Below are 25,818 nucleotides of genomic sequence, written 5' to 3'. Positions count from 1 at the left end.
GGACTCCTTTTTTCCTAAAGTTTGTAACAACAAATAAATTAGTATCTATAGTGCTCGGGCTTAAATGGGCCTTCAGGCTTAAGTCCCAAGTACTCTGCCTGCTTAGAAGTAAGTTGAGTCAACTTCGCCCCTACTTTTCCTAAATGCAAGGCCGCCACTTTTTCGTCTAAATGTTTAGGCAACATATAAACGCCGATTTCATACTTCTTAGGATTTTGATAGAACTCAATCTGTGCCATCACTTGGTTGGTAAAAGAGTTGCTCATCACAAAAGAAGGGTGTCCCGTAGCGCAACCTAAATTCACTAAACGGCCTTTAGCTAAAACAAGAATACGGTTGCCATTTTTTAAAGTGTGTAAGTCCACTTGTGGTTTGATCTCACGCACTTCAGAGTTGGCACTTAACCACTTCATGTCAATTTCAATATCAAAGTGACCAATGTTACATACAATGGCGCCATCTTTCATCTTTTCAAAGTGTTTGCCCACAATGATGTCGCAGCATCCAGTTGCAGTGACAAAGATGTCACCCAACGCAGCCGCCTCTTCCATGGTCATCACTTCGTAACCTTCCATCGAAGCTTGCAAAGCACAGATGGGATCAATCTCAGTGACGATCACGCGCGCGCCTAGACCTTTAAAAGATCCCACAGAGCCTTTGCCCACATCACCAAAGCCATTCACCACAACCACTTTACCTGCGATCATTACATCCGTAGCACGTTTAATCGCGTCCACTAAAGATTCACGGCAGCCATACAGGTTATCAAACTTAGATTTCGTGACCGAGTCATTCACGTTGATCGCTGGAAATTTTAATTTTCCATCTTGAAGCATTTTATACAAGTGATGCACACCTGTTGTGGTCTCTTCAGTCACACCGATGATCTGTTTGGCCTCTTCAGCAAAACGGGGTTCGTGCATCATATTAGTCAAATCCCCACCGTCATCTAAAAGCATATTGGCAGGAGTGTTGCCCCAACCCACAATGGTCTGTTCGACACACCAGTTGTACTCCTCTTCTGTTTCACCTTTCCAAGCGTAAACAGGAATCCCAGCTGCCGCCATAGCCACAGCCGCATGGTCTTGGGTGGAAAAGATATTACAAGAACTCCAACGCACTTGTGCGCCTAAGTCCACTAGAGTTTCAATCAACACAGCGGTTTGAATGGTCATGTGCAAACATCCTGTGATGCGAGCACCCTTAAGAGGAGATTTACCCTTGTACTCAGCTCTTAAAGCCATAAGGCCAGGCATTTCGGTTTCAGCAATGGTGATCTCTTCTCGTCCCCAACGTGCTAGCTCTTCAAATTTTTTAGGGTCTTCCATAGCCTCTTTGCACACGCGATAGTCCACAGTTGCTTTGGCCTTCATCTCAGTATTACTCATAATCTCCACCTTTTTCTCCTTAAGTAAATTTTATCTCAATTCTAATTCCATGTTTCAGATTCAAACTGTTTTACATATTAGGGGTTTCTTAAATACCGTATTGTGACATACCTCAAATCTAACCCCAAGTTTAAAGCGCACCTTCCTGTTTAAAAAGTTCGAACCTCTTTGCCTTCTGAGGTCAGTGTCATGATCTCATACCCTTTGTCTGTCACTAGCAATGTATGTTCAAACTGTGCGGATAAACATCTATCAGCAGTGAAGTACTCGTGATGGGTGGAGCCAGGAATAGCGCGCTCATCTAAATGGGCCGAAGTTTCATTGACCATGGGTTCGACTGTGATGCAGGTCCAGGGCTTTAACACATAACCTCGCCCTTTTTTACCCACTGAAGGCACAAAAGGTTCTGAGTGAAAGACCGTTCCGATACCATGCCCCCCAATGTCTTCGACAGGGAAGAAGCCCTGACGGGTACAGTATCTGTTTACAGCATATCCAATGTCCCCAGTGGTCTTGCCCGCAGCCACCTGCTCTATGCCTTTGTGCATAGCCCAGTAAGCGGCCTCAGTGATTCTTTTAGCAGCGTCAGACACCTCACCCACATAAAAAGTCGCGGAGTTGTCTCCGAAAAAGCCCTTATACGCGCTGGTCACATCAATATTGATAATGTCCCCTTCTTCTAAAGGGCGATCGTCAGGAAGACCATGACAGACCACTTCGTTGACCGAAGTGCAGATCGACTTAGGGTAACCATGATAATTTAAAGTGGCAGGGGTAGCCCCGTGGTCCATAGTGTACTCATAGACCCACTTATCAATCTGATTGGGGGTCACTCCAGGTGCTACGAGTTCACCTGCTCCACGTAAAGTGTCGGCAGCCAAACGGCCTACTATTCTCATGCCTTCAATAAAGGCTAAGGTTTTTTCATCCATAGAGGGAACCATACCCTAAAAAAAAAAGAGCCTCAACCGAGACTCTTTTCTTTTCAGAATATTTATACGCCTTGAGCGCAAAATATGCTTATTTTAAGTGTTTGCTTACGATTTTAGTCATTTCAAACATAGAAACAGATGGCTTACCGAATACTGGCTTTAGTTTCGCATCAGCAATGATGTTTCTTTTGTTTTTTGGATCTTGAAGATTGTGCTTCTTGATGTAAACCCAAAGTTTTTTAACAACTTCAGTTCTTGGTAGTGGGCTAGAACCTACTACTTCAGCTAACTGAGAACTTGGAGTTAAAGCTTTCATGAAAGCTGCATTTGGCTTTCTTTTTGTTTTAGCTTTAGCTGGTTTCTTAGCGGCTTTTTTTGCAGTTTTCTTAGCAGCTGGTTTTTTAGCAGCTTTCTTAGTCGTCTTTTTCTTAGTTGCTTTTTTAGCAGCTTTCTTTGCAGGCTTTTTCTTCGCCGCTTTTTTTGTTGTTTTCTTAGCTGTTTTTTTCTTAGCAGCTGGCTTCTTAGTTGCTTTTTTCTTTTTCGCCATGGTTAATTCCTCCTATAACCGTACATAGAATATGATATCTAAAAGTTTTATCTTGTAAACACTTAATTAGATATTTTTCTATAACGAATCCTCTTCGGTTGAAGAGTATCAACACCTAAACGTTTTTTTAGGTTCTCTTCATACTCAGAATAGCTTCCGTGGAAGAATTCTACATGGCTTTCCCCCTCGAATCCCATAGTGTGAGTGCACACTCTATCAAGGAACCAACGGTCATGACTGATGATCAAAGCGCAACCCCCAAATTCCTCCAAAGCCTCTTCCAGAGCGCGCATCGTGTTCACATCAAGATCGTTTGTCGGCTCGTCAAGAAGGATCACATTGGCCCCACCAGCTAATAATTTTGCAAGTTGCACGCGGTTTCTTTCCCCTCCAGAGAGGGCTCCTACTTTTTTCTGCTGGTCACCCCCAGAAAAATTAAATTTCGACACATACGCTCTGGAATTCATCTCTCGATCCCCGACCTTCATAACGTCTTCGCCCCCAGATATCTCTTCCCATACTGTCTTATCAGGGTTTAAAGACTCACGAGACTGATCCACATACGCTAATTTGACGGTCTCTCCCACTTGGATTTCACCTGAATCTGGTTTTTCTTGTCCCACAATCATACGAAACAAAGAGGTTTTACCCGCACCGTTAGGACCCACAATCCCTACGATTCCGCCAGGAGGAATATCAAAGGAAAGGTTTTCAAATAAAAGCTTATCACCATACTTTTTCGAGATGTTTTTCGCCTCAATGACCTTCTTACCTAGACGAGGACCAGGAGGAATATACAGTTGCAGCTCAGAGAGTTTCTCTTTAGAAGGCTCTTTCAGTAAACTTTCATAATTTGAGATACGAGCCTTAGCTTTGGTTTGACGCCCCTTAGGGTTCATCTTGATCCACTCTAATTCTTTTTCCAGAGTCTTCTGACGGTTGCTCTCGGCCTTGGCCTCCTGCTTTAGACGTGTGTTCTTCTGGTCTAACCAAGATGAGTAGTTGCCCTTAAACGGAATTCCTTCACCGCGATCTAGCTCTAAAATCCAACCCGCCACATTGTCCAAAAAGTATCTATCATGGGTGACCGCAATCACAGTCCCAGGGAAGGTCGCTAAATAATGTTCCAGCCATGACACCGACTCGGCATCCAAGTGGTTGGTAGGTTCGTCTAAGAGTAGAATATCGGGGCTTGATAAGAGAAGCCTAGCCAAAGCCACACGACGCTTTTCTCCTCCAGAGAGCTTAGTCACATCGGACTCAGCATCAGGACAACGAAGAGCCTCCATCGCCTGCTCAATCTTTTGATCGGCCTCCCAGCCATCCACAGACTCAATCTTTTCCTGAACCTGCCCTTGCTTCTCAATCAAGGCCTCCATCTGCTCTGGGGTGATATTTTCATCACAAAGCTCCATACTGATTCGGTTAAACTCTGCTAACCACTTGGGAAGGTCACCCATCCCATCAAGAATGTTGTCTTTGACATTTTTCTCAGGATTCAACTCGGGCTCTTGTTTTAGATATCCCACTTTATAGTCTTTAGAAGGGAAGGCTTCTCCTAGAAAATCTTGATCTTCACCTGCCATAATTCTTAGCAGAGTACTTTTTCCCGCTCCGTTTAGACCCAAAACACCGATCTTTGCGCCATAAAAATACGATAAATAGATGTCTTTCAGAATATATTTGTTGGGAGGAATCACTTTCCCCACACCTTTCATCGTATATATGATCTCTTCAGCCATTACGCCCTCACTTTTTAGTAGTTACTCTGCCCTGTTTGATTACAGAGACTTTTTTAATGGTTATTACATCCTGTTTAATAACAGAGACTTTTTACTTGTCAAAAGCCCAATGACTTCTAACAATATATGAATGTCATCAGGAAAAGAAGGGAAAATCCCTAGTTTATGCCAAGAACTTATGAAAGCCTTAGAGGTCTGGGACATCATAGAGCCCACAACAGAGGTAAAGACCCCTAAGCCTGAGACTAAAAAAGAGGAATCCTCTCAGAAAAATCAACTGTTTACTTCGATTAAAAATCAACTCGACAAGCTCTCTCTATAAAAGCTTTTTATGAGAAGCGGAAGCACACTTAGGGCTTTCAAAACCACTAGCTTGGGACTGGTGTTCAGATCTTGTAACCGCCTTAAGAGTAAAAGCATGAATTGAAGTCATAATATCACCCAAAGCCGCGAAAACTATACGTTGCCTTTGGATTCTAGACATATCTGAAAACGAATCAGAAACCAAATACACTTTAAAATGCGACTCTCTGCCCTTGGGGCCATGGTGCATGTCGCTTTCGTTCACAACCTCAAGCACTGAGGGTGCAAACTCTTTTTCTAAAATACGGATGATTTCTGCTTCAATAGGCTTCATAGGTACTAATTAACAAAATTTCTGAATCTAGCAAGCTGTTTACGGGCATCATTAGTTCCTTTACCCAATTTGGCTTCACCCACCTCTATGACCTTACAGGTGGCTCTTTCAAAAACCACAATATCAAGCTCGCCTTCTGTATGATTTTTGCCATAGGCAATACCACCAGTTACAAAATAATGCGGCAATGGATAACTCTCTTCTTTTTTAGCGATAGCTAACGCCTCCAGAACATCGCCCTCAGAAGAAAATTTAAATCCCTGCCACATCTGGCCTTCCGTCAACACATCCACATAATCAGCAAGACGATCCCCTTTAGCTAAAATCTCCTCTTGTAATTTAAGACGTGCGTCTTCAGATACCTTAGGGTTAAAAGCTCTCCATAGCATACGAGCCTCATCACGATTTAAATCTATCTTTTCATCTGCACCTTTAGTGCTACGAATACCTTGGACAAAATATCTAACATGGTTGCCCTTAAATTGATGCACGTTAAAAGGTTTGCAATCACAAGGGACATGACGGTCTTTCCTTGTTGTTCTCATAAAACGTGACGAGGTCTGTTCATGGCAAGCGGCATTGACATCAACAGTGCTAAATCCAGTTCCAGACACTTGCGTACTTCTGGCTTGAGTTAGACTAGGTACTACAAAAAAACTTAAAAGTAGTCCGAAAATTACAGGTAATACTAAACTTTGTTTTAATCTTTCCACATGCTTCATGATTTCCCCCTCTTAAGCGTGACTTGATTATTTTTTAACAAAAACTGGAATGGGTTGCTGCAAAGATTCTTTACGGATGAACTCAGGACTTAAGAAGTACCCTCTGTCGTTGTCTTCCAAAAGTTTTTGCATACTCAAAAGACTTTCTAAATTTTGATGATCCACAATGACACCTGAAGGTTCAAACCTTTCTTCAAAATGATCATGATACTTTTTAGTGAAAAAACTTTCCCAAACATAAGGGTCAACATTGCACTGGTATGTGATGGTTTTTGCATGTGAATGCACAGGCGTATAGGCAGTTAACATTTTTATATCACCGTAATGACAATGCAGTTTAAGTGCTGGACTTCCCCACTGAGTCATCCCACATAACTTTTCAATATTGCCATACCATAAACCAAAAGCCTTACTTAAAAACCCTAAACCATAAAACTGATCTTTTTTCTCTAGGATGGAGTTCACACTCATTAAATTGTGAGCCACCCACTCTCCAGGGCGTTGAGTAGGAATAGTGATAAAGAGAGAGATAGGTGTCCACTCGCCCGTAATAGGTCGACCAATGGCTTTCTTAACGGCTTCAGGCAAAGTCGACGTGCGATGAGCAAAACCAGCAACAAAACCAGGCATGATCGCGCAGTCAAAAAACACCCAGCGTGGCATAGCCATTCCCGCTTCATGAAAGGCGCGACTCTCTACATCCATGATCAAATCTGAAAACTCAAGTTCGTCCACATGAAAAGGGTTTTTTACCACCACATCTAAAGAACGAAACCAATCAAAATCCTCAACCTCTGACCCAGGATATTCAGGAATATTTTTAGGTCGAGACAAAATGTAAGGTCTGACGTTTTCATTATCTAACCATGGAATATACTGTGTAAGCTCAAAGCTCATCTTTTTTGCTCCTTAAAACTACGCCTTTGGCCCCAACATGTCTTCAGGTCTAACCCACTGTTCAAACTGCTCGGCAGTCATAAATCCCAATTTAATGGCTTCGTCTTTGAGGGTCGTATTGTTTTCAAAAGCGGTTTTAGCAATCTTTGCCGCATTGTCATACCCAATATGAGGGTTAAGAGCCGTCACCAGCATCAAAGAGTTATTTAAGTGCTTCGTGATTTGATCTGTGTTGGCCTCAATGCCATCCAAACAGTTAAGTCTAAAACTGTCGCAGGCATCGGCAAGCAAACGAATTGAATTTAAAGTATTAAACACGATCAAGGGTTTAAAGACGTTAAGCTCAAACTGTCCCATACTCCCACCTACAGTGACAGCTACATCATTGCCCATCACTTGAGCGGCTACCATAGTCAGAGCCTCACACTGAGTCGGGTTGACCTTACCAGGCATAATACTGCTTCCTGGTTCATTGGCAGGCAGTTGGATTTCACCAATCCCGCAGCGAGGGCCACTGCCTAGCATACGAATGTCATTAGCAATCTTCATTAGACTCACAGCCACAGTTTTTAAGCTTCCGTGCATTTGCACTAAAGCATCATGAGCTGCCAGAGTTTCAAACTTATTCTCCGCAGAGGCAAACTTTAAACCTGTTTCTTTAGCAATCTGCTCACAGGCCTTGTCTGCAAACTCTGGATGAGTGTTTAAACCTGTACCTACTGCTGTTCCACCTAGAGCTAAACTTAAAACATCAGGAAGACTTGCCTCTACTCGAGCAATGCCCAGTTCCATCTGTTTGGCGTAAGCAGAAAACTCCTGCCCTAAAGTGAGTGGGGTGGCATCCATAAAGTGGGTGCGACCAATTTTAACAATGTCTTCAAAGTCTTTGGCCTTCTGTTTTAAAGACTGCAAAAAGTTTCTTAAGGCAGGCAGAAGCTTATTCGTCACCTGTTCAGCCACAGCAATGTGCATGGCCGTGGGGAAAGTGTCATTAGACGACTGCGCCTTATTGACATCATCATTAGGGTGAACTTTTTTATCTCCGCGAGCAAACCCCAAAACTTCTGCCGCACGATTGGCGATCACTTCATTGGTGTTCATGTTCGTCTGAGTGCCACTGCCTGTTTGCCATACAACCAAGGGAAACTCGGCGTCCCACTTCCCTTCAATCACCTCATCACATGCAGCGATGATGGCTTTGGCCTTTTCAGCCTCTAATAATCCTAAGTCAGAGTTAGCGGCAGCAGCGGATTTTTTCAAAATTCCTAATGCACGGATCATCTCGCGAGGAAATTTGTCCCCACCAATCTTAAAGTTTTCTAAAGACCTTTGAGTTTGCGCTCCCCATAGTCTTTCTTCAGGAACATTGATCTCGCCCATAGAATCTTTTTCAACACGAAAACCCATACACTTATACTCCTTAGGTACACTCATTTTTTTGAATGAATTCACCTTATCACGACAGTTAAAATCCTGTCACCATCCCCCTATGTGTCATTTCTGCGCTTGGCGAGGAGTTAGACTCTCTGTTTAGGTCGTTCCCAGAACCAGCGGGTGCGAAGCGTCTTCGGCCTGCATCAACCTCTGGGACCTAACGGTCCCACAGGCTAACGCAGGTCGGATACGCATCGCTCGCGCGGTGAGGGAACGACCTAAACAGAGAGTCTAACTCCTCGCCAAAGGGGTGCACAGATTGGGAAGTTTTTATTTAAATTTTGATAGTTTATTCTCTTTTTTTTTGCTTGTTTTTATTTAAGTTTTGGATTTTGATATTTTTTATTTCTTTATGGAGAGCCTTTATTATGAGCAAAAAGTATTGGTTGATGAAGTCAGAGCCCGAGGTGTTTTCTATTGATGATCTGAAGAAAGACAAGACCACCTTGTGGGAAGGGGTTAGGAATTATCAGGCTAGGAACTTTATGACTCAAGAGATGAGCATAGGGGATGAGGTTTTATTTTATCATTCTAACGCTAAACCTCCTGGAGTGGCGGGGCTTGCCAAGGTGTCTAAGCCAGCCGCCCCTGACCCTACGGCCTTTGATAAAAAATCCACGTACTTTGAACCGAAAGCCACACCCGAAAGGCCCATTTGGGAGTGTGTGGAAGTGAAGTTTGTAGAAAAGTTTAAAACCTTACTTAGTCTTGATGAATTGCGAGAACACAAAGCCCTGACCGACATGATGCTCTTAAAGAAAGGGTCTCGCCTTTCCATTCAGCCTGTTACTCCTAAGCAATTTGATTACATCTGTAAACTGGCAAAAAAATAAGAGAGATGTTTTTAACCCACCTCTCTTATTTTTCTTTATCTTTAAAGCCTGTATTGTTTTTACAGAATTTAGTTATCATTTCATATCAACTACACCTATGACTTTTTGCTGCCTAGACAAGCTCCCTATTTTTCGTCCGCACATCCATTAAAGATCACTTTATGACTTAAACTATCCAAGGCTTGACTAAAATCTTTAAGCCCTATGTCGGTGGTATAATGATCACCCTTGTTATAGTTTATACTACTGAGTAAAATCACAGGCCCTTTATCAACTTGTAAAGTATAAATGGCCATGTCAGCCCCATTGATTTCTGAAGGCTTTGTGGCAAAGTTGATTTTGGCCTCTTTGATCTTTTTTAAGACTGAACTGAGGTCATCCCGAGAAACACTATAGCTCATGGCACAAGTTCCTTTGCCTGCGATGATCTCTTCTCTAGTGATCAGAAACTGATTTTTTATCAAAATCACCTTGCCATCAACACCTGTGGCAGAATCTAAAGATGCTTTAATAAACGAAGTGTACTTATGTCCTGTCATAACATGAGGATGCTCTTTAATTGTAACGGCAAAACTGTCTATCGCTACATCTTCACAGTTTTTGGCTATGATGTTGTCTTCTAATTGCTGAAGTAGCTTTTCAAAATCAGAAAATTGAATATCTGTCGTGTACAAATCACCTGCTTGGTAATTCTTGTTACTGAGTAAGATTTTTGTCTCATGATTGACACTTAAAGTATAAATAGCGGCATCGGCAATCCATAGATCTGAGGACTTGAGAGCTTTCACCACGCGAGCATCTTCAATATCTTTAAGTAGGGTTCTGATCTCATCCCTAGACACACTGTAGGAAGTGGTGCAGGTGTTTTTACTTGTGTCTGATGTTTGCTTGGTGATAATAAATTTATCCTTAGCCACAATCTGATGGCCGTCAATTCCTGTGGCTACATCTAATTGCGCTCTAATTTGAGTGGTGTACTGATAGCCTTCAAGCACATGAGGATGCTCCTTAATGTCCACCGAGAAATGGTCTACTGACGTCACTTCCTTTCTTTCGACCTCTGACGAATCAAAGCTTTGAAATTCACAGTTCTGAAAGGTCAATACTGTAACCAATAATGCAATCCATACCAGTGCTTTTTTAAAAATCATAAGTTCCCCCCAACAGATTGGGTAAAGCAAATCTGAAACCAAGTGTATGTGCTCTGATTTTTAAATCAGTGCGTAGACTTTTAACAATGTCATGATTCTGGGCAAGACTAGTTATAATGTTGCTGTTTCAATATGATAGAGTAAGGTCTCTATTATAAGCACACTCAACATGTCTTGCACGCTCAAGGTTGACAACGGAAAATCAGGAACTCGCCAATTATCGTGTGCGCCACGGACTCACAGCCAGAGTCTGTCTATGACATTTTTGGTCCTTGATTTTACGGGGGGACTCTATATGTACTTCTAAAAACACCTAGACAGGTCCTAAGTGGGCATAATCTTTGTATAAAACAACCTTTAAGAATGTGAATCCTAGAGAGGCCGCAAACATGTTTAAAGCTCTTATTATTATAGGAATGTTATTGTGGACGACATCTGTCTTTGCCCAAGGCCGATGTGTGGAGTTTTTAAATGTGGAAGGGGCCAAACTTCTGGATTCCACAAACCCTTTGCTCGACATTTACAAAGGAAATCCTTCGCCTGAGGCTAGTGACAAAGCGATTATGAGTTACTTTTCTGTTGAAAAGAACCCTATGCAGGTCTTTTTGACTCAAAAGCTATCCTCTGAAAACTATGTCCTAGGTAGCAAAAGATGGGAGCTTGTAAAAACCGAAGACAATGAAAATACTCCCTTAGGGGAAGCCATGGTACTGCACTTTTTTAATCAGCAAGGTCAGAATGTTCTTCGCCAAACACAAATCGGAAAACTAGAAACTGACATTACAAAAACAGAAACTGAGTCTGCCAAAGAAACAAACCAAGACATTTGGTCCACATACTATGTGGAGCCTGTGATGAGTTACATTTCAGGAAAGCCTATTGTTGATAACGGGGTCCGTTCACAAGTCAGCTCCACTGACCCTAGAACTTTACAGATCAGTTTTATCTCTCGTGTCAGAACGGCGGTGCAAATGAATGAACGTTCTGTTTGGACATTTAAAAAACTAGATGACGGAAGGTTACTTTTAACCATCGACAACTATCGCATCACCCATGATGTGTTCAGTGCGGGAGGCGAAAGAAACACCACCACAATACTTTTAACCCCAGTCATGCAACAAGAAAGATTAAAGACTTACGTTGATCTGTATTTAGGTCGCGACTCTCAAACCCTCAACTAAGAACAGCTGCGTTCAGGAAAGATATCAGAAAGCATAACGCGGTTACCACCTGATTGTATCTTGTTATCCAAAATATTTCTAATGTCTCGAGGTTTAGGTATCAAGCGGACTCCCTGACCACAAGAAGGATAAGCACTGATCACTTCGCCTTCTTTGGCTGCGGGTAAGCCATCACCTCTTGAACAAGGTTGCTTAGAAGTGCATATACGAACCACGTAGGTGTCCCCGTTGACTACCGCACTGTAATCCGTAGCTCCACGCATAGTGTTTCCCGTACCGATCTCTTTTAATTCTACGTTTTTTAAATTTTCAAAAAATTTATTGATGTCTGTCCCTCGAGGGAACATCGTCGTCACTCCATTATCCAAGTACGGTACACCATGTTTATCTAAAATGCGCAAAACCTCTTCTGTAGAAATATGACTTCCTTTAGGAGTTCGTGCCATAAGTTGATTGATTTCATTTAAGGCTTTGTTCATATTTTGTGTGGCCAGATTGTGCATTTCATGTCTAGCGGCAATATGTCCTCTTGCCACATCATCCACTTTGATTCTTGAAAAACCGCAACTGCTACACCGTACAGCGTATGAGCTGCCCTCATCCCACAAGGCCATGATCTCTTCAGTGTAATCTCTCACTGCAAAGGTGCGTCCTAAATGTTCTCCCCCACTCTGCATTTGCCCAACAATTCCTCTTTCCATCAATAGGCGGCGCTCATCAGGAGTGAAGGCTTCTAAAATTCGTGCTTTTTCGGCGATCTCTTCAGGTGTGTAATTAAAATACCCTGCCCCCGCTCTACCGTTTCCCACTTTATGGGCGTCTAAAATCTGTTTGGCTTCATAGGCTTTAAGTTTTCTACCTAACAGCTCCGAAGCCTCACTGATTCTTTGGGCGTCACTTAAAGCGGCGGCTCGTCTTAAGTCTCTAAAATTATCGGCAAGTCCAAGCATCTTTCGACCTAAACGTCGCTCGATAGCAGAGATTCCTTTTTTACCCAGTTTTTTTGCAGCAGCAATGGAAAGACTGCCCCCTAATGTGCCTGCAGCCAGAGCCAGTTCGCATTGCAGTTCTCGTCGTGATCCCTCATCATAACATTGTAAGGCATCAAGTTGTCCCGTGAGCTGTTCCACCAGACCTCTTCCACTTTTTTCCAACTCTTGACGAAGTTCGGGGTTGCCCTTGGTCTCTTCGTTCACACAATTATTAAAAAGCTCAACGGCTCTTTTGCTAGGCTGAGCCTGACTGAGGGCTATAGCGCTCGCACCATAAAGGGGTACGGCTAACATTAAAACTTTTTCTGTCGTACTGTAATTAGGCATTAGATGAGTTTTACAGACATCATACACTCGATCCATCTCGGCTTTCTTAGATTGGGCGATTCTTTTTTGTTCTTTTTGTAAGGTTTTGATCTCTTGCGCTTCTTTTAAGGCCTCTTGTCTTTTTTCTTGTCTGAACTTTTGGGCTTCAGAACTTTCATGACAACGAATGGCCTTATAATCCTCTTCATTGATGATATCAAAACACATTTTTTCAGCCATCAAATCACCAGGTTCAAGTGACTGATACAAAGTTTCACACACTTGCTCGTGATAGGCCGAATAGCTTTCGTGTTCTGGGGTCATTCCACAAATTTGAGTGACCTTTTCCGTGAGCAGATACTCAGTGATCTCTTCTAAAGTTCCTTCTTGAGATACATAGGCAAAAGTATTTTTATTTGGAAATATAGTGCTCCAACCCATTTTGGCCAGCTGGTAGGCCATGATCGGAAGACCCAAGATGGCCTTCCCACAACTTGACACTGTGGTGGAAGAAAAAAGCCCTGAACAGTCATGGACCGAGCGACGTTCATTTTCGGGTGGTTTTTCGATCTCCCATTTTTCCCAATTCGCATCACAGTAGGCGATCACTTTTTTGTTTTCTTCTATTTGCTCTAGGGTACAAGAGTGTGCATTGCTAGAAGCACTCGGTCTTCCTTGTGGCGCAGGCGCTGACACTGCACCTGTTCCATGGCCCACCTCTTGAGAATGGGCCTTGGGTATAAACATGGCTGTAAAAAATAAAACTATGTATATTTTTTTACTTTTCCAGATCATGTCTCCCCCCCAGATTAACAATTGCAAAATAGAGACCAAAAACGTCACTTTATATTGGATTTGTTAGTCACTGGAGCTTCTTCTGACTAAGGTTTTGACATTCTTTTTGCCCCTTGAATTTAAGTAAGATATAAGTCCACCCTATTTACTTCTGAAGGCTAGGATATCAAAATTTTCTATGATAAGACCCTAGCTTATGACACTTTCGCCACCCCTTAAAGCAATCAAAATTTATCTTGCACCGATGGAAGGTGTGGTGGACCCACAGATTCGAGACATCCTCACGGGCTTTGGAGGAATTGATGTATGTGCTACAGAGTTCATTCGTGTCACTCAGTATTTAAATCCTGCTTCGGTGTTTTATAAATTTGCTCCTGAGCTTCATACCCAATCACGCACTCCTCATGGGACACCTGTGTTTTTACAACTCTTAGGAAGCGATTTGAATTGCATGGCAGAAAATGCCCAATTGGCCTGCGAGCTTGGAGCCCACGGCATTGACATCAACTTTGGCTGTCCTGCCAAAACTGTGAATCGTCACGATGGAGGCTCTGTCATTTTAAAAAATCCCGAACGGGTTTTTGCGATCACTCAGGCCGTGAGAAAAGCTGTGCCCACACACATCCCCGTCACCACTAAGGTGCGTTTAGGGTTTGAGCATAAAGACTTTCATAAAGAGATTGCTCTTGCCGCACAAGAAGCGGGCTCCGCCAATTTAGTAGTTCACGCACGAACCAAACTAGAGGCGTATCGCCCCCCTGCGCACTGGGAGTACATTGCCAATATGAAAGATGCGGTCACCATGCCCGTTGTGGCCAACGGTGATATCTGGTCCGTGGAAGATTATTTTAAATGCAAAGAGATCAGCGGTTGCTCAGATGTGATGTTAGGTCGAGGACTGATGGCTCAGCCTTTATTGGCCTTACAGATCCGTAGTGCCTTAGGGGAAAGTGTTCCTCATCCTGAAACCGCGTTACTGCTCCAACCTCAAGCCAGTTCCAATCCTCACATGCCCAATGATCTGGAGCGGTTTTATATTCATCAGTTTATTTTTAAATACTATGAACTGAATGCCACAAGCCCTGTGCCCTTACTGCTCGGACGGTTAAAGCAGCTGATCAAGCTGCTCTCTAGGCACTCTGTATTTTTTCAACATGCCTTTGAGCAAATCAAAAGACATCGTCAAGTGGAAGATATTTTACAGCACCTAGCTTAACTTTTTATCTAACTCGCCAGAAGCATCCAGAGCAGCAAGGTCTGTGTACCCTCCGACTAGCTCATCGCCTATAAAAATTTGAGGTACAGTTCGCATGCCTGTTTTTTCTCTTAAAGCATTGAGTTCATCATCTTTTCCATCCAGATTGATCTCTTTATAGTCTACACCTTTGGATTTTAAGAGAGCTTTCGCACGATCGCAATAAGGGCACACTGTCCAAGTATAAATGGTCACCTGACTCATAACTTTGCTCCTTTGTTACTATGGATGTATCGAGGTTTTTTGCTCCTGTCAAATTTACAAAAACACTGATTCTTCTTAGGTTTAGCAAGGTGTTGAGATACACCATCACCTATCAAAACAAAGTGAACTCTTAAGTGGGCAACGTCTCTCTTAAAGAGGCACAAAATACTTATCCCTACGAGGTGAAATTATGAAAACAAGTGTTCTTTTTGTATGTCTTTTCGTGCTTGGCTTTAGCTTTTCAACTTATGCCAAATTAACTCCTAACGGCGCTTTACAAGAAAGTCCCGCTCAAAGAGGATATTATCGTGTGACATCTGCACAAGGTTTACCTGTTTTTGGTTCTACTGATGTACAAGAGTCCAACATCTGTGGTTGGCTGCCAGGTAAAGCTTTTGTTGAAGTGCTCAGTACTAACGTTGAGGGAGTCGTTCGTCTTTTAATTTCCACACCTGTGGTAGAGATTGACTCTACGATCAATGACTGTGGACTTAAAAATGCGTTTTACATTTTAGACAGCGAGTTAGCTCCTAGCTTATTTGCAGAATAAATTGTAGTGTCCTTTCCAATTAGAAAGGAAAACCAAATCCGTATGACTCACCATCATTGCCCTTTATGTTTAAGCCTTAACATTCATGAGCACGGCACTGGTGAGCAATGGCCCCTTAAGGGGGCTTTTTATTTTTGCACGAATTGTAAATCTGTTTTTAAAGACCCCAAAAATCACCTTGTCCCAGAAGCAGAAAAGGCCAGATATGATCTGCACAATAACTCTATCGAAGATTCAAGATATATTCAGTATCTAAAGAAAAGCTGGAATGAGTTTATACAAAACACCCCTTCCTCCATAAGCAGGCAAGGAGTCACTGTGCAAGAGAAACCTTCAATGTTGGAACTCCAAAGCCCTAACCTCTACACCAAAGAACTCCCTCTATCAGATAATGGGGAGATGTCATTTAAAACCATTTTAGATTATGGTTGTGGGCCCGTGAAAGCCTTAGAATACATTTTACAATCTTCACCCTACGAAGTGCAAAGCTGGGATAAGTACTATCATACCCAAGCCCCAACACGTGACACCTTTGATGTGATCTTCTGTCACGAAGTGGTGGAGCACTTCACATACGCAAGTCGTGACTTTGATCAATTGTTACAATTTGCTCACCAAGGCAGTTTTTTATTTCTGAGCACAGAACTCTATCCTCAGGACTTTGAGAGTTTTAAAAAATGGTATTATAAAAACGACCCCACACATGTGATCTTTTATCAGAAAGAAAGCTTTGAATTTTTGGCCCAAAAGCACCAACTTAAGTGTCTAGGAATCTTTGGGAACAATAAGATCCTTCTTCAGAAGTTATAAAAAAAGCTTTCAGGTGTAAATAATATACCAGTAAATCTACCCTTACAGATTTTGCTTTAAAAACGACAGCATTCGTAATACTTTATCCACCATGCTATCCCCCTCTATTAAACTTTTATTTTTTTGCGGAATCAGTTTGGTTCTGCCCTTCTCTTGGGCTTATGCTTTACAACCTGATCTTTTGCACAATGTATTTATGTTTGAAAACACTCTTCGTCGAGATGGCACTTTTGACGAGGCCAAAAGCATTGTTTACATGAGTAGTGGTTGCACTGGGTTTTTTGTTAAAAACAAAAACAACAAACCCTACATCATGACCGCTCGTCATTGTTACAATTATAATTTCACTCAGCAGTGCCAAAAAGGATTGATCTATCTTTACGCTATCAGCGAAGACCACACTCCCCATATAGGCCGATGTCAAAATATCATTGCCAGTTCGGCGTTGGATGATGCTGTGATCTTTGAAGCTCAATTTGAAAAAGAATTTTATCCCCCACTAGACAGCTATAGCCTAGCAGGTACAGAAGCACCCACATGTTCCAAAGCCGAACTTATTGGTTTTCCTGCCGACCCTGAACGCCAAGGACGCTTTACTGTTTCAGAAAATTGCTGGACTCAACCTTCAGACTCTTTACATGCGGAATATATGTTTACTGATCCTGACAAGGAACAAGAAGCCATAGAAGACACAAGAAAGTACTGGGAGGAAAATCCCGATTTGCTTGCACAACTTACATCCCTATCTATTAAACCTGGTTATCACAATTGTTCTGTTTATGGCGGAAACAGTGGTGGCCCCTTAAAACTTGCAGGACAAAAAATTGCCATTGGGCTTCCTTTTCAGTATTTGCATGTTGAAGGCACCCTGTTTTCTGCCGATGCCCACACAGTCTATGAATCTTTAGACGAGTTTGTAAATCGTCACCACAGCACCCTTAAACAGCACGGGATCAGCATCGTAGATCAATACAAAGTGGAAACCGTTAAAGAATGCGGGATCAATATTTGAAGAATTGTGTGCCTCGATTATGGTACAATTATAAATTTCCCATCGGGTTTCAATCGCTCTATGGCAAATACTATGTCAGCATCATTACTCACAACGAACCCATATTTAGACTGAATCAATAAATTCACGATCATAGCATCAGATGAGCCTATAGCTGTTCGCTCGACAATGCTGACGGCATCACTCCAGCGGAGTTCATCTATCAGATGATAATAACTTTCGGCATACCTTAAATTTAAAAAATTGATACCGAAATCTTCTTCTACCCAATTCCATTCAGATGCAATTTTGCCAACTAAATGATCTTCACAAAACCAATCCCATAAGTCCTGATGTTGATCAGGATAGTAATTTATAAATAAATTTCTTACAGATTCGATCTCGCTGTCTTGAATACGAAATAACGAATCAATATTCTCTTTATCCAATGACCTCTTGCGTATAGATTTAAGCTTATTGTAAACATCGTAAGGAAGCCTTTTCCCTTCAGCATGAAAGGCATCCATGAGCGCATGAGCTATCACAACCTTTCTCGTTAAATTGATAAATTCTGATCGAACGTTCACATTGACAAACCGTGGTACACGTTCTTTGATCAATGTATCAAAAATTTCAATAGCTGGTTCATGAAACCGATCAAAGCTATAGTTCGCAGCAAATAGAATGTTTGTATCGACAAGACAACCTTTTTTCATAGATGGATTACTATTCAAAAATGTAAGCAAATCTTTAGAACGAATTACGGACATTAAATATCCAAGTCTCTTTGGCGGTTTGAATTCTGAGCTATCTTCTTGTCTGTAACTTGCTCTTTTTCTTTATTGCTTTCTTCTTTTAGAAAATCCACAATGCGTTTACTAAGTGGTTGTTTATAAATTTTCTCAAATCTTTTAGCTGATTCACGAAGTTTATCTTTTCTTCCCATCTTAAGCTTTAACATCTCCCAATCCTCTTTTATCTAAATCAATATAGCACGGAAGTTTCACCTTACAACTTATTGAAATTACTCATTATTTATCCGAAATCTGAATTCCTATTCTAAATACGGTGGCAGTTCAGATAATCGGACAAATAATAGTATTATCGGCCTCAACTAGACATTATGTAGGTCTTTGAGGAACGTCGACTTAGCTCCTTGCACCTCTAATACCAGCTTTGACTACTATCATTTTTGTTATAGCTACTTGAGTACATTTTCGAGGAATATCCTTGCGAAGCCAGTAAGAGTTTGGCTATAAGTGGGTACGGCAAAGGATGTTCCATGATTCCCAATAGAGTTAATTTTCCAGTGACCTTAGCACCTATGGTGGGCTTAAGTCATATTGGGCTTCGTTTGCTGATCAAAGAGTATATGCCTGAGGGTGCCAAGACCTTTTGGCCTACAGAAATGCTTTCTAGTTTTAAGCTGCCCAAAGAAGAACTTTTTGAACTTTTTGAAACTCAAAAACTCAGTGTAGAAGATGATTTGGTGCCACAGATTTTAGGTAACGAAGAAAGCTTTATTCAAAAGTCCGTGCATAAGCTTCAGGACTGGGGAGCACTGGGCATCGACATCAATATGGGATGTCCTGTGAAAAAAGCCCTTAGACATAATTATGGCGTGGCCCTTATGGGTGACCCTGACTATGCTGCCGAGGTGGTGCGCATGACAGTTAGAAATGCCAATGTGCCTGTCTCAGTAAAACTCCGTGCGGGCAAACAGAATGATCCAGATTTTTTGATTCAGTTTATTAAAGGTTTGGTCGATGCAGGAGCCTCTTGGATCACCCTGCATCCCAGAACCAGCGATCAAAAACGCAGAGGCAAAGCCGATTGGGAGCAGATTCGTCTGGTCAAAGAAAAACTCCCCATACCTGTCATAGGCAACGGTGACATCCAAGTGGCTCAAGATATTGTAAACATGTTTGAGCAGACTCGCTGTGATATGGTGATGGTCGGTCGAGCCTTAACAGTCAGACCATGGCTCATGTGGCAGTACGGAGAAATCTTAGGACTTAAAAATCCAAAAGCTAAATCAGGGCCCGCCCCCAAAGATCCCTATGAAGAAGGCGAAGAATTATACAGAGCCATGATGCGTTTTATAGATATCATGCAAGAGCACTGCGAAGAAAAACAAGGTGTCAGAAAAACAAAATTCTACATCAATAACGCCCAACCCTGGCTAGAGTTTGGCCACACACTTTTCACATGGACTGTAAAAGCCACGACCTACGACGAACTTCGTGAATCTTTGCACAAATTTTTCAAAACCCCACAAAAAGTCTACGCCAAAACCGAACTGCGCAACTAATCCTCCACCTCTATATACTATAAACACCCCTTGGCGAGCTTTGTGGTAGTAAGGGAAACTTTAAATATTCCCTTAGATTGTCACCTCACCTCGGGCGATGTGTATCCAACACGCGTTTGTTGGTCTGTAAGTCCGAAAGGTCCAGTTTGTGGAGTTTTGTTTTTGGGTGTCTCACTATGTGACAACTTCAATTTACTAAGCTTCCTAAAAAGTCCGATGAATGATCTATGGTGCGTCTGTTTCAAGCTTCCTTCTACATACTTATGATTTCATTTTCCTTTGTCGGGCACGCCAAAGATTTTTCACGTGTTTTTAATAACGAGGATTTTCAAAAGCGCGTACAAAAAAAAGCTTCACATAAGACCGTAACCACAGCAACAGAAACTCTCCCCCAGTCTGCGGATTTAAAGTCCAGCCAAGTCGTCCCCGAGTGGAAAGTGTGGACACAAGCCCAAGATAAACGAGTGACCGTCATGTCAGAATCAGAGTTTTCAGAGAATCGCTTTCACAAAAATCAACCCCTAACCATGTTTCACCCACAAACCAAAAATGTAGGAACACTGACAGGCAATCTTAAACTGAATATTTCTAAATCTAATCAAGCTCACCTTGATGACGTGCTTAAAACTCATGACCTTAAGGTTCTTGCTTCTTTTCCTCATATTGACACTTACTATGTCACTCCCAAGCAAGACGAATTTGATTTTGAACAGCTCACAAACCAAATCAAAAACGATTCACGCGTAAATGCCGTGACACCAGAAGTATTAAGCAGGGTTTATGAAAGAAAATAAATTTAATTTTCTTCTTCTTGTTCTGCTGGCGGTGTCGACGGGAACTCTGTTCGGATGCAGTGCGGGTTTCACTCCTGCGGGTGGCGGAAGCTCCACCCAGCCCTCCACCTCCCCTGGCCCTGATCCGCATTTCGATTATGCTTGGCACTTAAAAAACACAGGCCAATCCGTGTTTGCCACAAACGGTGGTGTGGCAGGTATGGATTTGAATTTAGACAACACGTGGATGGATGACATTTTTGGCGCAGGTCTTCATGTTCGCATTTCTGATGATGGTGTGTCTGACGAACATCCCGATTTAAGCGCAAATTTTCTGACAGGCGTATCCAGAGACTTCACTCGTTCTTCGCCCTATGTGAGCACCAATGCGCGCCCTAAAGCTTCAGATGACATTCACGGAACAGCCGTCGCAGGTCTTATTGCTGGCATTTACAATAACAGCATCGGAGCTGTAGGGGTCGCACCACTGGCCAAATTTTCCAGTGCTAACTTTTTATCTAGCCATGTCACACAGAATGAATTGCTGCTTGTCGCGCAAGCCGATGGCAATTTTGACATTTCTAATATGAGTTGGGGCACTTCACAAAACACCTTCTTCCCCATTGAACCCACTTACGAAACTATACTGCAAAATCGTGTCACCAATGGACGAAGCGGTAGAGGTAGCATTTTTGTCAAAGCCTCTGGCAACGACTACTTTGTCACCTGTCGAGGCAGCACAAGCGAACCCTGTGTGGGCAACGCCAACATGGACCCCGATGCGGCCAACCCCTTCACCATTTTAGTGGGAGGACTTGATGCCAAAGGAGTAGCCACCACATACTCTTCTACAGGTTCTAACCTGTGGATCAGCGCATTTGGTGGCGAAGATGGCGTGAGTGATCCAGGAATTTTCACCACAGATCGCCCTAGCTGTTCAGTGGGTTATGCAAAAACCAGCAACTCCACCACTGTCACTTTTGAAAGAGGACAAAATGGAAACTCAGGTTGTCGCTACACCTCTGCTTTTGGGGGAACCTCTGCGGCGGCTCCTCAAATTTCTGGAGTGGTAGCTCTAATGCTTGAAGCCAATCCCAACCTGTCATGGAGAGACGTCAAATACATCCTTGCTAAAACCGCGCGCAAAGTGGACCCTGATCGTGACAACCCCATCACGGTCCACCCTCTAAATAGTTTTAATGGAAGAACCATCCCTTCAGGCTATGTGTATGAACTGCCATGGATCACCAACACCGCAGGCTTTCACTTTCACAACTGGTATGGCTTTGGACTGGTCAATACAGACGCTGCCGTGACAATGGCCAAAACCTATTCTGTCAACTTAGGCACCTATCAGAATCATAGTGTTTCAAGCAGCATAAGCCCAGCGCTCACTATCCCTGACAATTCTTTAACAGGCGCCACACACACACTAAGCGTAGCCCAAAATCTTAAAATTGAATCCGTGCGCGTGTCGATGCAGATCAATCACAATGACATTTCTGATCTGGCCATCGAACTCACAGCCCCTAGTGGTACAAAAAGCATTTTGATGAACATCAATAACTCTCTAGAGGGTGTTTCGGGATACACCACTTCTAATTACCTGCTTTCCAATGCCTTCTATCAAGAGAGCAGTACGGGCAATTGGACTCTTAAAGTTGTAGACGGAGACACAGGAGTCACAGGGCAACTCGTAAATTGGACCCTCCATCTTTCAGGCGGCCCCAACTAAGTCTTCTCAATTTCCCAAACTAAGGCTATAAGGAACCAAAGGGAGCCTTTATGAGCCTGAACAGTCAGACCCTACGTTCTCAAGAAGATGCACAAAAACTCAGCATTGGAGTTTTAGGTGATGGACAGTTAGCCCAAATGCTGTCTGAAGCCGCAGAGGATTTAGGATTAAACCTTCATGTCTTTGCATCCAGTTCTGATAGTCCAGCCGCTCAGACCAGCACCCAAGTCACTTTAGGTCTTTTAGATAACTCTTCAGATTTTTTGAATTTTTGCAAAGACAAAGACCTTCTCACTATAGAAAGTGAATTTATTGACCCCGAACAGCTCAAACACGCAAAGACTAAGGTCTGGCCCTCGCCTGAAACTTTAGAGTGCTTAAGAGATAGGCTTCCTCAGAAAAAATCTTTAATTGAAAACGGAATTGCCACAAGCCCTCTCTACCCATTCTCTTCCTTTGACGACGCCAGAAAAACCTTAAAGCAAAAGCCTCAGGGTCTGGTTTTTAAAAAGCGACTGTTTGGCTATGATGGATACGGTACACGAGTGATCAAAACCCCAGAGGACCTAAACTCGTTCGAGCAAGAACTCCTAGCCTTAGACCACAGCTGCTCGCCATCTTCTGCAACCCCACTTCAAAACACACACTCAAAGACTTCAGAACAGAACTCAGAAATAAACTCTCAATCACAAAATACAATAAGAGGGTCTGATGCCCCAAGTGACTCTTCACTTTCCATTAAGGAGTGGATCGCAGAAGACTTTGTGCCTTTTACCAAAGAACTAGCTGTGAGCTTTGCGCGCAACCCTTCAGGGCAAATCTTAAGTTTCCCTTTAGTAGAAAGCTATCAAGAGAACTCTAAATGTCTTTGGGTGAAAGGGCCCATCGCTGAATCCCCTTATCAAAGCACTTTAGAAAGCCTTAAGTCTTATGTAAACAAGATCAATTTTGTAGGACTGATCAGTTTTGAGTTGTTTTTAACCCAAGACGGAACGCTGTTAGTGAACGAAGTGGCCCCTCGGGTGCACAACTCTGCCCACTATAGCATTGAGGCCCTGAATATAAGTCAATTCACCGCCCACCTTATGGCCATTTGTAATATGGAATTGCCACAAAAGCCCATTCTGCAACAAGAGGGCTTTGCCATGTACAATTTGATTGGCGAAAGGGATTGCCCAGCTAGCGCATTGACTCTACCTCAGGCATTAAGTCCAAACATTTATCTGCATTGGTACAAAAAAACACAAAGCCGAAAGGGCAGGAAATTGGGCCATCTGACAACTTTAGCTGACACTCCAGAAAAAGCCTTGTTAGAATTAGAGAAAATAAGAGCGAAGTTTCAGTTATAAGATCGCTCATTATAAAAATCAGTAAGCGAGGCACCCTATATGAACACATCCTCCTTCACTGATCTTATTACGGAGTTCAATCTATGAGCGCACTATCTCTTATTGAAATCATCAAGGAGTCCACACTATGAGCACAACACCTCTTATTGGAATCATCATGGGAAGCGATTCGGATCTTCCCGTTATGGAAAAAGCCTGTGAAGCTCTTAAAGCAGCACAAGTCCCTTACGAAGTGCAAATTGTCTCTGCTCATCGTACTCCTGAAGAGATGATCGAATACGCCAAAACAGCTCGCGATCGTGGACTTAAAGTGATCATCGCTGGAGCAGGAGGAGCCGCACACTTACCTGGTATGGTAGCCGCTGCCACCACCCTGCCCGTGATTGGGGTGCCTGTGAACATCACCCCCATGCAAGGATGGGATGCTCTACTATCTATCATGCAAATGCCCAAGGGCGTACCTGTAGCGACCGTGGGTATTGATAATGCCGCTAATGCCGCACTTTTAGCTTTAAGAATTTTAGGTGGCTTTCAAGATAACGTGGCCCAGTGGCTTACTGAACACCAAAAAGAGCAAAAACAAAAAGTGATCAACGCCAATCGGAATCTGAAGTCATAGCTTATATGATCCCACAAGGCCAATCACATCTCCACGTCGAACCTCTTCATCTTCTTTTTACATCGGAACAACACCGTACAGGCTGGCAAACACATAATTTTTTCTTATCCGCCTACAGTATTTTTTTATATCAATAGATTTTAGTTATCTAGTGCGCCTTAAACACTAATATGAATAACAATTCTTTATAAAGGTCATGGACCTCGTACAGATTTTTTAAACGCAAGTAAGAGAATCACAGATAAAATTTTTTGACTTACATCTGTACTTTTACATAAAAGGACCACTGCATTTTGTATGCAGTAACTAAAATCAAGAGAGGGGAACTCATGAAAAAAATAATAATCGTTTTGTGTTCTATAGGACTAACAGGCATGGCCTCCATAGGTTGTAGCGGCAACAGAGCTGCATCCGCAGGTGGTGCCACACCTGAAGCCCAGCCTGAACAAACCATAGAAGTCGTAGCAGAAGCTGAGGCTGTAGAAAATAAAGTGAAACCCAAAGTGGACTTAGTCTTTATTATAGATGATTCAGGAAGCATGCACACACACCGACAAAACGTTGCTAATAATTTACCGAAACTTTTAGATCAATATAAGGATACAGATTTAAACTTTTTAGGACTCACTTCATCTTGGGTAAATACTTTACAGTACTTTGATACTCGACAAGCCAGCTCTCCCTATGACATCGGTCTTCTGGTAGCCACACAACTGAGCACTGGTGGAGATGCAATTGAAAAATACTTCTCCTCTATTCTAGGTGCTCTGAACAATGCCAATTGGTCAGGTTTTATACGCCAAGATTCAGAGCTTGTGATACTGATTGTTGGTGATGCTGAAGATCAAAGTCCCATTGATACTGGGGCGTTCTTAGTTACATTAACACAATACAAGTCTCTTAAAGACATCAAGGTCAATGCGATTCTACCTTTAAGCAAACCCTGTGCAGCAGATTCAGGGATTGATTTTACCAAGATCTTAAGCGCCGTTCAAATCACTGGAGGGGCATCATATACACTCTGTGAAACAAACTGGTCTTCATTTGCGTTGTAGTTGCTGGTGCAACGCTTTTGAAATGTTCAGGCAACAACTTAAGAACAGTTTATCAAAAGTTCTCATTCTGCTACAGACACCCCCACATAAATTCATCATCACAAGGTGATATACCGCTAAGTTCATAGGATGGGGGTGCAAGAATGAGAAAGTCATTGTCTTTTTTATTAGGTCACAAATACTTTAAAACCGTTAGCACCCTTTCACTTTTATTTCTAACTTTATTTGGTTTTCAAAACTGTACTGGTTTTTTTGCAGGGACAGAATTTAGCTCTAAAAGACCTATCGAAGAGGTGATTCCATTTTGTGTGGATATCACTGCCAGTAACTTTAATCCCAAACTCACTCATAATTTTAATACTTTTACAATGCTGCCTGACTACAATCAGGTGATGTCATCTCCTGTTGTAGGTGACCTTAACGGTGACGGCTATCCTGAAATTGGTTTTGTCACTTTTAATAAAAACGGAGCCTACACCACCGAAGGGGTTCTTAGAATTATTGATGGATACAGCAAGCGTGAGTATCTGACAATCGGTGGTGCTAACTCTCCTAATGCTCCTTTTGCGAGTACCTCTCCGCTTTTTATTGATATTGATGGCAATGGAC

26 protein-coding genes are annotated in these 25,818 nt (G+C 42.5%); 13 read left to right on the top strand and 13 right to left on the bottom strand.

The annotated features are described in order from the left end of the window. Window positions 1-38: 38 nt before the first annotated feature. From ahcY to fumC, 8 genes are all read right to left on the bottom strand, one after another. Window positions 39-1,388 carry an adenosylhomocysteinase gene (ahcY, locus tag M9899_10785; protein MCO5114642.1) on the bottom strand — a complete coding sequence of 450 codons (1,350 nt, stop codon included), beginning with the start codon at window positions 1,386-1,388 and terminating at the stop codon, window positions 39-41. 149 nt (window positions 1,389-1,537) lie between these two features. Then, window positions 1,538-2,320 (bottom strand): type I methionyl aminopeptidase, encoded by a 783-nt coding sequence (gene map, locus M9899_10780; GenBank protein ID MCO5114641.1) that lies wholly within the window; start codon window positions 2,318-2,320, stop codon window positions 1,538-1,540. An 88-nt stretch (window positions 2,321-2,408) separates the two neighbouring features. After that, window positions 2,409-2,867: an SWIB/MDM2 domain-containing protein gene (locus M9899_10775; GenBank protein MCO5114640.1), complete on the bottom strand. Its 459-nt coding sequence runs from the start codon at window positions 2,865-2,867 to the stop codon at window positions 2,409-2,411. 62 nt (window positions 2,868-2,929) lie between these two features. Then, on the bottom strand, window positions 2,930-4,609 hold the full coding sequence (ettA, locus tag M9899_10770; protein MCO5114639.1) for an energy-dependent translational throttle protein EttA: 1,680 nt from the start codon (window positions 4,607-4,609) through the stop codon (window positions 2,930-2,932). Window positions 4,610-4,925: 316 nt separating this feature from the next. Further along, on the bottom strand, window positions 4,926-5,246 hold the full coding sequence (locus M9899_10765) for a BolA family transcriptional regulator (protein MCO5114638.1): 321 nt from the start codon (window positions 5,244-5,246) through the stop codon (window positions 4,926-4,928). A gap of 5 nt (window positions 5,247-5,251) precedes the next feature. Further along, window positions 5,252-5,968 (bottom strand): hypothetical protein, encoded by a 717-nt coding sequence (locus M9899_10760; protein ID MCO5114637.1) that lies wholly within the window; start codon window positions 5,966-5,968, stop codon window positions 5,252-5,254. A gap of 27 nt (window positions 5,969-5,995) precedes the next feature. Beyond that, window positions 5,996-6,865 (bottom strand): hypothetical protein, encoded by an 870-nt coding sequence (locus M9899_10755; GenBank protein ID MCO5114636.1) that lies wholly within the window; start codon window positions 6,863-6,865, stop codon window positions 5,996-5,998. Window positions 6,866-6,883: 18 nt separating this feature from the next. Next, window positions 6,884-8,272, bottom strand: coding sequence for a class II fumarate hydratase (gene fumC, locus M9899_10750; protein MCO5114635.1), 1,389 nt, complete (start codon window positions 8,270-8,272; stop codon window positions 6,884-6,886). 395 nt (window positions 8,273-8,667) lie between these two features. Here fumC and M9899_10745 point away from each other — a divergent pair, with 395 nt between their 5' ends. After that, window positions 8,668-9,132, top strand: a complete 465-nt coding sequence (locus M9899_10745; protein MCO5114634.1) for an EVE domain-containing protein — start codon at window positions 8,668-8,670, stop codon at window positions 9,130-9,132. Between the two features lie 125 nt (window positions 9,133-9,257). Here the strand turns inward: M9899_10745 and M9899_10740 are convergent, their stop codons facing one another. Next, entirely contained in the window at window positions 9,258-10,283 is a 1,026-nt protein-coding gene (locus tag M9899_10740) for a hypothetical protein (GenBank protein MCO5114633.1), read from the bottom strand. A 341-nt stretch (window positions 10,284-10,624) separates the two neighbouring features. Here M9899_10740 and M9899_10735 point away from each other — a divergent pair, with 341 nt between their 5' ends. Then, window positions 10,625-11,464, top strand: a complete 840-nt coding sequence (locus M9899_10735) for a hypothetical protein (protein MCO5114632.1) — start codon at window positions 10,625-10,627, stop codon at window positions 11,462-11,464. Here M9899_10735 and M9899_10730 read toward each other — a convergent pair. Next, entirely contained in the window at window positions 11,461-13,557 is a 2,097-nt protein-coding gene (locus M9899_10730) for a hypothetical protein (protein MCO5114631.1), read from the bottom strand. The genes M9899_10735 and M9899_10730 overlap by 4 nt on opposite strands. Window positions 13,558-13,753: 196 nt before the next feature. Here M9899_10730 and M9899_10725 point away from each other — a divergent pair, with 196 nt between their 5' ends. Further along, window positions 13,754-14,773 (top strand): tRNA-dihydrouridine synthase family protein, encoded by a 1,020-nt coding sequence (locus M9899_10725; GenBank protein MCO5114630.1) that lies wholly within the window; start codon window positions 13,754-13,756, stop codon window positions 14,771-14,773. Here M9899_10725 and grxC read toward each other — a convergent pair. Continuing rightward, window positions 14,765-15,016 (bottom strand): glutaredoxin 3, encoded by a 252-nt coding sequence (gene grxC, locus M9899_10720; protein MCO5114629.1) that lies wholly within the window; start codon window positions 15,014-15,016, stop codon window positions 14,765-14,767. The two genes, M9899_10725 and grxC, sit on opposite strands and share 9 nt — an antisense overlap. Before the next feature lie 190 nt (window positions 15,017-15,206). On the opposite strand from grxC, the gene M9899_10715 reads away from it, so the two are divergent. The 3 genes from M9899_10715 to M9899_10705 all read left to right on the top strand — a co-directional run bounded on the left by M9899_10715 (window position 15,207) and on the right by M9899_10705 (window position 17,388). Next, a complete protein-coding gene (locus M9899_10715; GenBank protein ID MCO5114628.1) occupies window positions 15,207-15,566 on the top strand; it encodes a hypothetical protein in 360 nt (119 codons plus the stop codon). A gap of 42 nt (window positions 15,567-15,608) precedes the next feature. Continuing rightward, the gene (locus M9899_10710; GenBank protein ID MCO5114627.1) at window positions 15,609-16,376 is read left to right on the top strand and encodes a class I SAM-dependent methyltransferase; all 768 of its coding nucleotides are present in this window, start codon (window positions 15,609-15,611) and stop codon (window positions 16,374-16,376) included. 136 nt (window positions 16,377-16,512) lie between these two features. After that, window positions 16,513-17,388: a hypothetical protein gene (locus M9899_10705; protein ID MCO5114626.1), complete on the top strand. Its 876-nt coding sequence runs from the start codon at window positions 16,513-16,515 to the stop codon at window positions 17,386-17,388. A 17-nt stretch (window positions 17,389-17,405) separates the two neighbouring features. On the opposite strand, the gene M9899_10700 is transcribed toward M9899_10705, so the two are convergent. Together M9899_10700 and M9899_10695 are read right to left on the bottom strand one after the other, a co-directional pair. Then, entirely contained in the window at window positions 17,406-18,137 is a 732-nt protein-coding gene (locus M9899_10700; protein MCO5114625.1) for a hypothetical protein, read from the bottom strand. Beyond that, on the bottom strand, window positions 18,137-18,328 hold the full coding sequence (locus M9899_10695; protein ID MCO5114624.1) for a hypothetical protein: 192 nt from the start codon (window positions 18,326-18,328) through the stop codon (window positions 18,137-18,139). The genes M9899_10700 and M9899_10695 overlap by 1 nt, the downstream gene beginning before the upstream one ends. 321 nt (window positions 18,329-18,649) lie before the next feature. On the opposite strand from M9899_10695, the gene M9899_10690 reads away from it, so the two are divergent. From M9899_10690 to M9899_10660, 7 genes are all read left to right on the top strand, one after another. Continuing rightward, window positions 18,650-19,678: a tRNA-dihydrouridine synthase family protein gene (locus M9899_10690; protein MCO5114623.1), complete on the top strand. Its 1,029-nt coding sequence runs from the start codon at window positions 18,650-18,652 to the stop codon at window positions 19,676-19,678. 227 nt (window positions 19,679-19,905) lie between these two features. Next, a complete protein-coding gene (locus tag M9899_10685; protein ID MCO5114622.1) occupies window positions 19,906-20,472 on the top strand; it encodes a hypothetical protein in 567 nt (188 codons plus the stop codon). After that, window positions 20,459-22,186, top strand: a complete 1,728-nt coding sequence (locus tag M9899_10680; GenBank protein ID MCO5114621.1) for a S8 family serine peptidase — start codon at window positions 20,459-20,461, stop codon at window positions 22,184-22,186. The genes M9899_10685 and M9899_10680 overlap by 14 nt, the downstream gene beginning before the upstream one ends. A gap of 50 nt (window positions 22,187-22,236) precedes the next feature. Continuing rightward, on the top strand, window positions 22,237-23,535 hold the full coding sequence (locus M9899_10675; GenBank protein ID MCO5114620.1) for an ATP-grasp domain-containing protein: 1,299 nt from the start codon (window positions 22,237-22,239) through the stop codon (window positions 23,533-23,535). A gap of 127 nt (window positions 23,536-23,662) precedes the next feature. Next, entirely contained in the window at window positions 23,663-24,154 is a 492-nt protein-coding gene (purE, locus tag M9899_10670) for a 5-(carboxyamino)imidazole ribonucleotide mutase (protein MCO5114619.1), read from the top strand. A 329-nt stretch (window positions 24,155-24,483) separates the two neighbouring features. Beyond that, entirely contained in the window at window positions 24,484-25,209 is a 726-nt protein-coding gene (locus M9899_10665; GenBank protein MCO5114618.1) for a hypothetical protein, read from the top strand. A gap of 143 nt (window positions 25,210-25,352) precedes the next feature. Further along, window positions 25,353-25,818, top strand: a 466-nt coding sequence (locus M9899_10660; protein ID MCO5114617.1) for a VCBS repeat-containing protein, incomplete at its 3' end; no start/stop codon positions are given.

This window comes from Pseudobdellovibrionaceae bacterium (assembly GCA_023954155.1).
Lineage (GTDB): Bacteria > Bdellovibrionota > Bdellovibrionia > Bdellovibrionales > UBA1609 > JAMLIO01.
Note: the sequence above shows the minus strand (reverse complement) of the source record. Positions and strands in the feature narration are given on the sequence as shown.